The organism is Streptomyces atriruber (genome assembly GCF_001418325.1).
Taxonomy (GTDB): Bacteria; Actinomycetota; Actinomycetes; order Streptomycetales; family Streptomycetaceae; genus Streptomyces; species Streptomyces atriruber.
In genome coordinates, this window is record NZ_LIPN01000258.1 from 1 (window position 1) to 13,760 (window position 13,760).

The following is a 13,760-nucleotide window of genomic DNA, read 5'->3' on the forward strand; positions in this document are numbered from 1 at the left end:
CGCTACTGGCTCGCCCCCACCACCCCCGCCGAAGCCCCGGTCGGCACCACCGCACCGGACACGCACGCCGACTTCTGGGCAGCCGTGGAGCGCGAGGACCTGGAAGAACTGGGCCGGACCCTGGAGTGGGACGGCAACCGCACCGAGCTGACGGCAGTGCTGCCCGCCCTGTCGGCATGGCACCGGCGGCACAGCGCCGCGTCCGCGCTGGACTCCTGGCGCTACCGGGAGGAGTGGACGCCGCTGCCCGGCGGAGCCCCCCGGCTCACCGGCACCTGGCTCGTGGCGGTCGCGCCCGACCAGGTCGGCGGTCCGGTGCACGAGGCGACCGTCGACGGTCTGCGCGAGCACGGGGCCACGGTGGAGACGCTCGTGGCGCCCGACGATCCACGGCAGTGGTCCGACATGCTCGCGGCACGGTCCGCGGCGCAGCCCGCCGCGGACGGCGTGGTCTCACTGCTCGCTCTCGACGAGAGGCCCGTTCCGGGCGAGACGGCGTTCCCGAGCGGACTCCGGCAGACGCTCCTGCTGCTGCAGGGGCTGGCATCGGCCCAGTCCGCCCAGTCCGCCCAGTCGACCCAGTCCGCCCGGCTCGCCCCGCCCGTCTGGTGCGTCACCCAAGGAGCGGTGACCGTCGGCGACCACGACCCGCTGACCAGCCCGGCACAGGCGACGGTATGGGGTCTGGGGCGCGTCGCGGCACAGGAACTCCCCACGCTGTGGGGCGGTTTGGTCGACCTGCCCGCGGACCCGGACCGGCGGACCATGAGCAGGCTGTGCGCGGTCCTGGCGGCCGAGGGCCACGAGGACCAGGTCGCGCTGCGCCCCGCCGGGATCCTCGGACGGCGGATCGTCCGGGCCCCGCTCGGCGACGCGTCCGGCACCGACTGGAAGCCGGGCAGCGGCACGGTACTGATCACCGGCGGCACCGGGGCGCTCGGCAGCCAGGTCGCCCGTCGGCTCGCGGCCCGGGGCGCCGAACACCTCCTGCTCGTCAGCCGCCGGGGGAGCGCCGCGCCGGGCGCGGCCGACCTGGAGGCCGAGCTCACCCGGGCCGGAGCCAGGGTGACGGTGGCGGCGTGCGACATCGCGGACGACGACGCACTCCGGGGTCTCCTGGCATCGGTCCCGGCCGACTGCCCCCTCACCTCGGTGTTCCACACGGCGGCCGTACTGGACGACGCGGCCGTCGAGACCCTGACGTCCGGGCAGGTGGCCGACGTACTGCGGGTCAAGGCCGGTGCCGCGTGGCGCCTGCACGAACTCACCCTCGGCCTGGAGCTGTCCGCCTTCGTCCTGTTCTCCTCCGTGGCCGGCGGCGTCGGCATGGCGGGCCAGGGCAACTACGCTCCGGCCAACGCGTACGTGGACGCGCTGGCCCGGTACCGCCGCTCGCAGGGGCTGACGGCGACCTCCGTCGCCTGGGGTCCCTGGGCGGAGGGCGGCATGGCCGACGCCGACGCGGTGGCCGGGCTGCGACTGCGGCACGGTCTGCCGCTGCTGCGTCCGGACGCGGCGGTGCTCGGCCTGGAAGCGGCCCTGGAACACGGCGAGACGAACGTCGTCGTGGCGGACGTCGACTGGGAGAGGTTCACCCACGCGTACACCGCCGTCAGGCCGAGCAGTCTGTTCGACGGGATCCCCGAGGCCCGGCGGGCGCTCGGCGAACCCGGCGCAGGACCGGGTGGCGGCGGAGCGGGCGCGGGCGGTGGAGCCGGTGGGAACGCCGGGGGTACGAGCACCACCCTCCGCGACCGGCTGGCGGACGCGGATCCAAGGGACCGCAAGCGGATGCTGCTCGACGCCGTACGCACCCAGGTGGCCGCCGTCCTCGGACACGACTCGGCCGAAGCCGTCGTCATCGACCGGCAGTTCCTGGACATGGGGCTCGACTCCGTCACCGCTGTGGAGCTGCGCAACCGGCTGAACGGCGTCACCGGGCTCCGGCTGCCGGTCACCGTGATCTTCGACCATCCCACGGTGAACGGCCTCGTCGGCCACCTCGGGGCGCAGCTGTTCGACGACGGCGCCGACGACGCGGAAACGGCGGGCGCCGCCGACCTGGACCGACTGGACAGCCTGCTGGCGGCGATGGCGGACGACGACCCCGCCAGGAACGTGATCGCCGACAGGCTGAGCCGCCTGCTCCGGTCGGCCGTGGGCGCCGACCGGGCCGCGGACGGCTCCGCGAACGGCGAGGACCTCGCAGCCGCCACCAACGACGAGCTCTTCGACTTCATCGAGAAGGAATTCGGAATCTCCTGACCTCCGGGAGCTCCTGATCACCGAAAGCGCGCCGCCCAGCCGTGGCACGCCTCCTGATCGACCGACAGACCCACAGTTCGACAGTTCGACCGACCGACTGCTGACTCACCGCATGGAGCAAGTAATGGACGACGTCGAGAAGCTCCGCCATTTCCTGACGCGGGTCACCGCCGAACTCCAGGAGACGCGAGCACGACTCCGGGTGGTGGAATCGGCCGCCGACGAGCCGGTGGCGATCGTCGGGATGAGCTGCCGCTACCCCGGTGGCGTGTCCTCGCCCGAAGGGCTGTGGGAACTGGTGGCGGAGGGCGGCGACGGCATCTCCGGGTTCCCCCGGGACCGAGGCTGGGACCTGGCCTCGCTCGTCGACCCCGACGGCGAACGGCCGGGCACCTCGTACACGGCCGAGGGCGGGTTCCTGCACGACGCGGGCGAGTTCGACGCGGGCTTCTTCGGGATCTCGCCGCGTGAGGCCCTCGCGATGGACCCGCAGCAGCGGCTTCTCCTGGAGACCTCCTGGGAGCTCTTCGAGCGGTCGGGTGTCGACCCGGCGTCGCTGCGGGGCAGCCGCACGGGTGTCTTCGTCGGCGCCAGCTTCCGCGACTACGGAAGCAGGCTGGCCGCGATCCCGGAGGAGGTCGAGGGCCACGCCATGACCGGCGTCGCCGGAAGCGTCGCGTCGGGTCGTATCGCCTACACCTTCGGCCTGACGGGTCCGGCCCTCACGGTGGACACCGCATGCTCGTCGTCCCTGGTCGCGCTGCACCTCGCGGTGCAGTCGCTGCGCCGTGGCGAGTCCTCGCTCGCCCTGGCGGGCGGCGTCGCGGTGATGTCCACCCCCGATCTCTTCACCGAGTTCAGCAGGCAGCAGGGCCTCGCCCGTGACGGCCGGTGCAAGGCGTTCGCGGCGGCGGCGGACGGCATGGGTGCCGCCGAGGGCGTCGGGATGCTGCTGGTGGAGCGGTTGTCGGACGCCCGGCGGAACGGGCACCAGGTCCTTGCGGTGATCCGGGGTTCGGCGGTGAACCAGGACGGCGCCTCCAGCGGCCTCACCGCGCCGAACGGTCCGGCTCAGGAGCGGGTGATTCGCGACGCGTTGGCGGATGCGGGTGTGGCGGCGTCCGGGGTGGACGTGGTCGAGGCGCACGGGACCGGTACGGCGCTCGGCGATCCGATCGAGGCGCAGGCGCTGCTGGCGACGTACGGCCAGGAGCGGCCGTCCGACGGCCGTCCGGTGCTGCTGGGTTCGGTGAAGTCGAACATCGGTCACACGCAGGCCGCGGCGGGTGTGGCCGGTGTCATCAAGATGGTGCTGGCCCTGCGCCACGGTGTCGTCCCGCGCACCCTGCACGTCGACGAGCCGAGCCCGCATGTGGACTGGTCGTCCGGTGCCGTGGAGCTGGCCACCCGGAACGCGGCGTGGCCGGAGTCGGACCGGGCGCGGCGGGCGGCTGTGTCGTCGTTCGGCGTGAGCGGCACGAACGCGCACGTGATCGTCGAGGCGGCTCCGGTCGCCGAGACGGCCCCGGCGGCCGAGGGCGAGTCCGGTCCCGCGCTGCTGCACTCCGGCGGGAGCGTGGTGCCGTGGCTGGTGTCCGGGCGGTCCGCGGAGGGGTTGCGGGGGCAGGCGGCGCGGTTGCGTGAGTTCGCCGCCGACAGTGATGCCTCGGATGCGGAGGTCGGGTGGTCGCTGGCGATGCGGCGTGCGGCGCTTGAGCACCGTGCGGTGGTCGTGGCCGGGGATCGGGAGGAGCTTCTGGCGGGCCTGGACGCGATCGCCTCGGGCGAGCCGACGGGCGACGTGGTCAGCGGCACGGCCCGGAGCGGGGCGTCCGACGAAGGCGTGGTGTTCGTCTTCCCGGGCCAGGGCTCCCAGTGGGCCGGTATGGCGGTCGAACTGCTCGATGCGGAACCGGTGTTCGCCGCGTCCATTGACCGGTGTGCCGGGGTGTTGGCGCCGTACGTCGACTGGTCTCTGACGGATGTGCTGCGTTCGGCTCCGGGTGCGCCGTCGTTGGAGCGGGTCGATGTGGTGCAGCCGGTGTTGTGGGCGGTGATGGTGTCGCTGGCCGAGGTGTGGCGGGCGCGCGGCGTGGAGCCCGCGGCCGTGGTGGGGCACTCGCAGGGTGAGATCGCCGCGGCGTGCGTGGCCGGGGCATTGTCGCTGGAGGACGGCGCACGGCTGGTCGCGTTGCGCAGTGCGGTGATCGCGGAGGAGCTGGCGGGCCGCGGCGGAATGCTGTCGGTCGCGGCGTCGGCCGTGCGGGTGCGTGAACTTCTGGCGGGCCGGGACGGGGTGTGGGTCGCCACCGTGAACGGGCCCGCGGCGACGGTGGTGGCCGGTGGCCTGGCAGAGCTGGAGCGGGTGGCCGCCGACGCGGAGGCGGCCGGGCTGCGCACCCGGCTGATCCCGGTGGACTACGCCTCGCACACGCCTCATGTGGAGGCGGTGCGTGATCGGTTGATGGAGGTGGCGGCGCCGGTCGTGGCCGGTGCGGGCCAGGTGCCGGTGTACTCGACGGTGACGGGCGGGCTCGTCGCGGGCGAGGAGCTGAACGCCGAGTACTGGTACCGGAATCTGCGGGAGCAGGTGCGGTTCCAGGAGACCGTGGAGGCGCTCGTCGCCGAGGGTCACACGACCTTCGTGGAGGTCAGCGCGCACCCCGTCCTGACCGGTGCGATCGAGGAGGCCGGGCACGCGGCGGACAGGACGCTGACGGTCACCGGAACCCTGCGCCGCGACCACGGAGGCGACAGTCAGTTCCTCGCCTCCCTCGCCACGCTCTGGGTCCATGGTGTGGCCCCCGACTGGTCCACCGTGCTGCCCGCCCCGAGCGGCGACCCGGTCGACCTGCCCACCTACGCCTTCCAGCACCAGCACTACTGGCTCACGTCCGACGGCGTCGGCGACATGCGGGGCGCCGGTATGTCGGGCACCGGGCATCCGCTGCTCGCGGCCGGGGTGAGCGTGGCCGAGGGCGGCGGTTTCCTGTTCACCGGCAGGCTGTCCACGGGGTCGCATCCGTGGCTCGCCGATCACGCGGTGCTCGGCCGGATCGTGGTGCCGGGTGCCGCCCTCACGGAACTGGCGCTCCGGGCCGGGCAGTACGCGGGCGCGGACCGGCTGGACGAGCTCGTCCTGCACGCGCCGCTCGTCGTCCCGGCCGACGGCACCGCCGTCGACATACAGGTGGGCGTCGACGCCCCCGACGGCCACGGCATGCGGGCCGTACGCCTGCACTCCCGGCCGCACGTCCCCGACCTCGACGACGACGTGCACGCCTGGGACTGCCACGCCACGGGCTCCCTGACCGCGCTGCCGCCCCAGGACGAGCCGACTCCGACGGACGGCGAGCTCGCCGCCGCGGCCCAGTGGCCGCCCGCGGGCGCGGAGCCGGTCGGCCTCGACGGGTTCTACGAGCGTCTGGCCGGGCACGGCTACGCCTACGGGCCGGTGTTCCAGGGCGTACGTGCCGTGTGGCGGCGCGGCGACGAGATGTTCGCCGAGGTCTCTCTTCCCGGGTCCGGCGGCGACACCGGCCGGTTCGGCGTGCACCCGGCGCTGCTCGACGCGGCCCTGCAGACCCGCCTCGTGGAGTTGCTCGACGGGTCGGCGGAACGGATGATGCCGTTCTCGTTCACCGGCGCACGGATCCACGCCACCGGTGCGACCTCCGCACGGGTGCGGGTGTCGCGGACCGGTCCGGACGCCTTCTCGCTGGTGCTGAGCGACCTCGCGGGCCTGCCGGTGGTCACGATCGAGGAGGTCGCCGTGCGACCGCCTGCCGTCGGCGCGGCGACGGCCGCTCTGCCGCCGGACTCGCTGTTCGAGCTGAACTGGGTTGCGTACAACGGCGGTTCGCCCGAGCCGGAGAGCGGTCGGCAGGAAGCCGCCGCGGCCCGCATCGCCGTGGTCGGCGAAGGCCTGCCGGGGTTCGACGACGCACCGGCGTACCCGGACGTCGCCTCGCTCGTCGCCGCCCTCCGCGCCGGCGCGGAGGCGCCGCGTGCGGTGCTGCTGCCGTGCCCGCCGACCGGCCACGCATCCCCTTCCGGGCCGGGAGCCGACGTCCCGGGAGCGACCCGGGAGCGGCTGGCCGCGGCGCTGGGCCCGGTGCAGGAGTGGCTGGCCCGTGCCGAACTGGATTCCGTGAAGCTGGTGTTGGTGACCCGGGGCGCCGTCGCGGTGGCCCCCGGCGAGCAGGTCGACGTGGCGGTGGCCGCCGTACGCGGACTGTGGCGGTCGGTGTGCTCGGAGCACCCGGAGCGGTTCGGGCAGCTCGACGTGGATGCCGCGTCGCCCGCGGCGGCGGTGCGGGCCGCGGCGCTGGTCGCCGGGGAGCCCGAGCTCGCCGTGCGCGCCGGGGCGCTCTCCGTGCCGCGGCTGGGCCGGATCTCGCCGTCGGACCCGAAGGTGCTCGCCGTGCCCGCAGGGAGCGGCGCATGGGGCCTGGACCTCGGCGCCGGTGACACCCCGGACGATCTGCGGCTGACCCCGCGCCCGGCTGCCGAGGAGCCGCTGGGCCCGGACGAGGTGCGGGTCGCGGTGCGCGCGACCGGCGTCAACTTCCGTGACGTACTGGTGTCGTTGGGGGTCGTCCCTGACCGGGAAGCGCTCTTCGGCAGCGAGGGCGCGGGCGTGGTGCTGGAGGTCGGCTCCGGCGTCACCGGCCTCGCGGTGGGCGACCGGGTCATGGGGCTGCTGTCCGGGTCGTACGCGGGACCGGTGGCGGTGGCCGACAGCCGCCTCGTCGTACCGATGCCGCACGGCTGGTCCTTCGCCCAGGCGGCCGGCGTGCCCGCGGTCTTCCTGACCGCCTCCTACGCGCTGACGGACCTCGCCGGCCTCCAGGCCGGTGAATCGCTGCTGGTCCACGCCGCCGCCGGTGGCGTGGGCATGGCGGCCGTGCAGTTGGCGCGGCACCTCGGCGCGGAGGTCTATGCGACCGCCAGCGAGCCCAAGTGGCCCGTGGTGCGGGGGACCGGTGTCCCGGCCGCCCGCGTGGCGTCGTCGCGCACCCAGGAGTTCGCCGAGCGGTTCCTCGGGGAGAGCGGGGGCCGGGGCGTCGATGTCGTACTGAACTCCCTGGCCGGTGAGTTCGTGGACGCCTCGCTGAAGCTGCTGCCGCGCGGCGGCCGGTTCATCGAGATGGGCAAGACGGACATCCGCGACGCCGAGGACGTGGCCGCGCGCCGGCCGGGGGTGCGGTACCGGGCGTTCGACCTGGCCGAGGCCGGTGCGGAGCGTCTGGGGACCCTGCTCGCCGAGCTCGCGGAGCTCTTCGGGCGGGGCGTGCTGTCCCCGCTGCCGGTCACCGCGTGGGACACGCGTGCGGCGCCCGAGGCGTTCCGGCAGCTGAGCCAGGCCCGGCTCACGGGGAAGGCGGTGCTGACCACTCCGCCGGACGCCGTCGGGGGCACGGTGCTGATCACCGGCGGTACCGGTGTCATCGGCTCGGCGGTCGCCCGCCACCTGGTCGCCGACGGCGCGGCCACCGACCTCGTCCTGGCCGGACGCCGGGGCGACGAGGCCCCCGGAGCCGCGGAACTCGTCGCGGAGCTGACCGCGTCGGGCGCCTCGGTGCGGGTCGTGCGGTGCGACGTGTCCGACCGGGACGCGCTGGGCGCGCTGCTGGCCGGGCTGCCCGACCTGCGGGGCGTGGTGCACGCCGCGGGCACGGTGGACGACGGCGTGGTCTCCGCGCTGACCCCGGAACGCCTGGACACCGTGCTGCGGGCCAAGGCGGACGCGGCCTGGCACCTGCACGAGCTGACCCGGGACCGCGACCTGTCGCTCTTCGTCCTGTTCTCCTCCGCCGCCGGTGTGCTCGGCTCGGCCGGACAGGGCAACTACGCCGCGGCCAACGCGTTCCTGGACGCGCTCGCCCGGCACCGGCGCACCCAGGGGCTGCCCGCCCACTCGCTCGCGTGGGGCCTGTGGGCCGAACGCAGCGCGCTCACCGGTGACTTGACGGCCACCGACCTCGACCGGATGCGCCGCATCGGCGTGCGGCCGCTCACCGCGGACCAGGGCCTCGCCCTCTTCGACGCGGCGATACGCGCGCCGCGCGCCCTGAGCGTGCCCGCCGCCCTGGACGTGGCGGCCCTGCGCAGGCAGGAGGACCCCGCCGCGGTGCTGCGCGGCCTGGTGCGTACGCAGGTCAGGCGCTCGGCGGTGAACGCGGCCGTCGGCGGCGGACTGCGGGAGCGCCTCACCGGTCTTTCCCCGGCGGACCGCGGCCGGACGCTGACCGAACTCGTGCGCGCCCAGGCCGCCGTGGTGCTCGGACACGAGCACGCCGACACCGTGGCCGCCGACCGGGCCTTCAAGGACCTGGGCTTCGACTCGCTGACGGCGGTCGAGCTGCGGAACCGCCTCAGCACCGCGACCGGACTGCGGCTCCCGGTGACCCTCGTCTTCGACCGTCCGACGCCGACCGCACTGGCGGCGGAGCTGCTCGCCCGGCTCGTGCCGGACGACGGCACGGACGGTGGCCGGGCCGCCGTCGCGGCCGCCGACGGCGCGCACGACGCGGTCGACGACGAACCGATCGCCGTCGTCGGGATGAGCTGCCGGTTCCCCGGCGGCGTGCGCTCGCCCGAGGACCTGTGGCAACTGCTGACCGACGGGCGGGACGCCATGGGCGACTATCCCGACGACCGCGGCTGGCACGTCGAACTGGGCGACACCGCCGATCCGTCGGCCGACCGCTTCGCCCAGGTCGGCGGGTTCCTGCACGACATGGCCGACTTCGACCCGGAGTTCTTCGGGATCTCCCCGCGCGAGGCGCTCGCCACCGATCCGCAGCAGCGGCTGCTGCTGGAGTCCACCTGGGAGGCGTTCGAACGCGCCGGAATCGATCCCACCACGCTGCGTTCCACGCCGACCGGCGTCTTCGCCGGACTGATCTACAACGACTACGCCTCGCGCTTCCCCGACCTGCCCAGCGGGTTCGAGGGATACCTCGGCAACGGCAGCGCCCCCAGCGTGGCGTCCGGCCGGATCGCGTACACCCTCGGCCTGGAGGGACCGGCGATCACGGTGGACACCGCCTGCTCGTCGTCGCTCGTCGCACTGCACCTGGCCGCGCAGGCCCTGCGGCAGGGCGACTGCACGCTCGCGGTCGCCGGTGGGGCGACCGCGATGTCGACGCCGCGGCCCATGGTCGAGTTCAGCCGGGTCGGCGGCCTGGCCCCCGACGGGCGGTCCAAGGCGTTCTCCGCCGACGCCGACGGCATGGGATTCGCCGAGGGCGTCGGCATGCTGGTGGTGGAGCGGCTGTCCGACGCCCGGCGCAACGGGCACCGGGTGCTCGCGGTGCTCCGCGGCTCCGCGCTCAACCAGGACGGCGCGTCCAACGGCCTCACCGCGCCCAGCGGTCCCGCCCAGCAGCGGGTGATCACGCAGGCGCTGGCGAACGCGGGTGTGGCGGCGTCCGAGGTGGACGTGGTCGAGGCGCACGGCACCGGCACCCCGCTGGGCGATCCGATCGAGGCGCAGGCCCTCCAGGCGACGTACGGGCAGCACCGCCCCGCCGACCGTCCTGTGCTGCTCGGCTCGGTGAAGTCCAACATCGGTCACACGCAGGCCGCGGCGGGCGTGGCCGGTGTCATCAAGATGGTGCTGGCCCTGCGCCACGGTGTCGTGCCGCGCACCCTGCACGTCGAGCGGCCCGCCGAGCACATCGACTGGACGGCCGGGGCGGTGCGCCTGGCCGAGAAGGACGTGCCGTGGACGCCGTCCGGCCGCCCGCGGCGCGGCGCCGTGTCGTCGTTCGGCATCAGCGGCACCAACGCACACGTGATCATCGAGGAGGCCCCGGCCGAACTGCCCGAGGAGCCTGCGGCGTCCGGCCGCCCGGTGCCCTGGGTGATCTCGGCGAAGAACGCCGACAGCCTGCGCGAGCAGGCTCGCCGCCTGCACGAGCGGGTGAGCGGGGACCCCGTCCTGGAACCGGCCGACGTCGCCCGCTCGCTGCTCTCCACCCGGGCGCTGTTCGACCACCGCGCCGTGGTGGTCGGACGGACCCGGGAGGAACTGCTGACCAGGCTGGCGGCGGTGAGCGGCGGCGAACCCGCCGCGGGCGTGGCCCGGGGCGTGTCCGCCGACCGGTCCGGGGGGACGGTGTTCGTCTTCCCGGGCCAGGGTTCGCAGTGGGCCGGTATGGCGGTCGAACTGCTCGATGCGGAACCGGTGTTCGCCGCGTCCGTCGACCGGTGTGGCGAGGCGTTGGCGCCGTACGTCGACTGGTCTCTGACGGATGTGCTGCGTTCGGCTCCGGGGGCGCCGTCGTTGGAGCGGGTCGATGTGGTGCAGCCGGTGTTGTGGGCGGTGATGGTGTCGCTGGCCGAGGTGTGGCGGGCGCGCGGCGTGGTGCCTTCGGCCGCGGTGGGGCATTCGCAAGGTGAGATTGCTGCGGCGTGTGTGGCGGGTGTGTTGTCGCTGGAGGATGGTGCGCGGATCGTGGCTCTGCGGAGTCGGTTGATCGGCGGTGAGCTGTCGGGGCTGGGCGGCATGGTGTCGGTCGCTCGGCCGGTGGGTGAGGTGGTGGAGCTGCTGGTCCCGTGGGGCGAGCGGATCTCTGTCGCGGCGGTGAACGGGCCGGGTGCCACGGTGGTGGCCGGGGACGCGGCCGCGCTGGACGAGCTGATGGCGGCGTGCGAGCGCGAGGGGGTGCAGGCGCGCCGGGTCCCGGTGGACTACGCCTCGCACACGCCCCAGGTCGAGCGCCTGCGCACCGAACTGCTCGACCTGGCCGCGCCGGTCGTGCCCGGCCCCGGCGACGTACCGATGTACTCCGCGGTGACCGGAGAACTGCTGGACGGCAGCACGGCCGGAGCCGAGTACTGGTACCGCAACCTGCGGGAGCCCGTACGGTTCGACTCCGCGACGCGCGCCCTGGCCGCCGCGGGCCACCACGTGTTCGTCGAGGTCAGCCCGCACCCGGTGCTCACCAACGCGATCGAGCACACGCTTGAGAGCGACACGGACCGGGGCACGGACACCGTCGTCGCCGGGACGCTGCGGCGCGGTGAGGACGGGCAGGAGCGGATGCTCGCGGCCCTCGCGGACGTGTTCGTGAGCGGTACCGCGGTGGACTGGACGGACACCTTCCGGGGCGGCCGCGCGGTGGACCTGCCGACCTACGCCTTCCGCAGGCAGCGGTACTGGCTGGACGCGCCCGAGCGCTCCGGCGACGCGAGCGGCGTCGGACTGACGGTGCCGGACCACCCGCTGCTGGCGGGCGCGGTCACCCCGGTCGGCAGCGACACGCTCGTCTGTACGGGCAGGCTGTCCCGTACGACCCACCCCTGGCTCGCCGACCACGAGGTGCTCGGCACGGTGATACTGCCCGGCAGCGTGTTCGTCGACTGGGCGCTGTTCGCGGGCGGCGAGTCCGGCTGCCCGCGGATCGTCGAACTCACCGTTGAGGAGCCGCTGTTCCTGGACGCCTCCGCCGCGGTGCACGTCCAGGTCGAGGTGGGGCGGCCCGACGGGACCGGGCAGCGCGTCCTGACCGTCCACTCCCGTGTCGAGACCACCGGTGCGGACACGGCGTCCGGCTGGACACGGCACGCCACGGCGACCGTGGCCCCCGCCGCGGCGGACACCGGCGCCAACGGCAACGGCAACGCCGATGCCGACGCCGTCGCCTTCGCGGAACTCTCGGGAGCCTGGCCGCCGCCGGACGCGTCGGCCGTTCGACTCCCGGATTTCTACGAAGGACTGGCCGACCGCGGATTCGCGTACGGGCCCGCCTTCCGCGGCCTGCGTGCCGCCTGGCGGCGCGGTGCGGAGATCTTCGCCGAGGTGTCCCTGAGCGAAGAGGCCACCGCCTCCGCGGACGGCTTCGCCCTGCACCCCGCCCTCCTGGACGCGTCCCTGCACGCGGCGGGGGCGGCCGCGAGCGACGGCGACGGGGCGGAAGGGGGCGCGGGACAGGTCCGGATACCGTTCGCCTGGTCCGGGATCCGACTGCACTCGGCGCCCACCACCACCCTCCGCGTGCGGCTCTCCGCCACCGGCGGCGAGGCCATCGGCGTCCACCTCGCGGGCAGCATCGGTCAACCGGTCGCGTCCGTCGCGGAGTTGAGCCTGCGCGCCGTCGACCGCGCGCGGTTCGAGGGGGCCACCGCGGCCCGGCCCGTACCGGACGAGCGGCCCCGTCACGCGCCCGTGGACAGCGCCGCCGCCCGCCTCGTGCGGGACGCCGCGCCGGAGGAGCGCCCCGAACTGCTGGCGCGCCTCGTCAGGGACCAACTCACCGCCGTACTGCGCCTGGACGCCACGGACATCGGCGGGGACGTCGCGTTCCTGGACCTCGGGATGGACTCGATCGGGGGCATCACCCTGCGGGACCGGCTCGGCACCCTGCTCGACCTGCGGCTCCCCGCGACGACGACGTTCGAGTACTCGACCACGTCCCTGCTCGCAGGACGCCTCGCCGAACTCCTGGGCGGCCGCACCGAGCCCGGGCGGAGCACGGCGACGGAACCGGCACCCGCGGAGGCGGAAGCAGCCCCCGCAGAGGTGGCAACGGAACCGGCGACAGAACCTGCGGCGGAAACAGAACCCGCCGCCACCACGCCCTCCGAACCCCTCGACAGCATCACGGCCCTCTACCACCAGGCCTACGCCATGGGCAGGACCGGATCGTCCGGCATGGACCTCATCCAGGCCGCCGGATGGCTCCGCCCGTCCTTCACCATCGACAGCGCCGCCGATCAGGTCCTGCCACCGGTCCGGATGGCCACCGGTGACGGCAGCCGCGCCAAGCTGGTGTGCCTGCCCGCCATCACGGCCACCGCCGGGCCGATCCAGTACGCCATGATGGCGCAGCACTTCGAGGGCAAGAGGGACGTCCTGTCGCTGGTCAACCCCGGCTACGCCGAGGGCGAGCTGGTGGCGGACACCTTCGACGCGCTGGTCGAGACGCACCTCGTGCAGCTGCGCGAGACCGCGGGGAGCGAGCCGTTCGTCCTGCTCGGGCACTCCATGGGCGGTCTCATCGCCCACACCCTGGCGATGCGGGCCGAGGAGGCGGGTCTTGCGCCCGACGCGGTGGTCCTGCTGGACACGTTCCAGGCGACCCACCAGTTCGCGGAGAAGACGACCCTCGCGATGAACGAGGGCCTCGACTCCCGTGAACGGCTACTCGGCCCCCTCGCCCTGAACGGCGTGAAGCTGACGGCCATGGGCCGCTACAACGCCCTCTTCATGCAGCAGTGCGTGCTGCGCCCGATCAAGGCACCGACGCTCTTCCTCAGCGCCGCCGACCCCATGCCCCACCAGGACGAGGGCTTCGAGGACGAGGGCTGGCGCGCGGTCTGGCCCCTGCCGCACACCGCTCAGGAGACCCCCGGAGACCACTTCACGATCATGGAGCACAACCTGCCGCTGACCACCGGCGCCATCGAGAGCTGGCTCACCGACCGTGGCCTGTGACCACCCGCCGAGCGCCGACACCCTGAGCGCCGACATCCCGAGCGCCGAC

Annotated in this window: 2 protein-coding genes; both read left to right on the forward strand. The window is 74.3% G+C overall.

Annotation, left to right across the window (positions count from 1 at the left end):
* Window positions 1-2,265: SDR family NAD(P)-dependent oxidoreductase (locus AOK03_RS25410; RefSeq protein ID WP_157869078.1), on the forward strand; the 2,265-nt coding region annotated here is incomplete at its 5' end.
* Window positions 2,266-2,389: 124 nt separating this feature from the next.
* Entirely contained in the window at window positions 2,390-13,711 is an 11,322-nt protein-coding gene (locus AOK03_RS44260; RefSeq protein ID WP_055567665.1) for a type I polyketide synthase, read from the forward strand.
* Window positions 13,712-13,760: the final 49 nt, after the last annotated feature.

Excerpts from the sequence above, each read along its gene's own strand:
- AOK03_RS44260 (WP_055567665.1), top strand. The coding sequence starts at position 2,390 with ATGGACGACGTCGAGAAGCTCCGCCATTTCCTGACGCGGGTCACCGCC.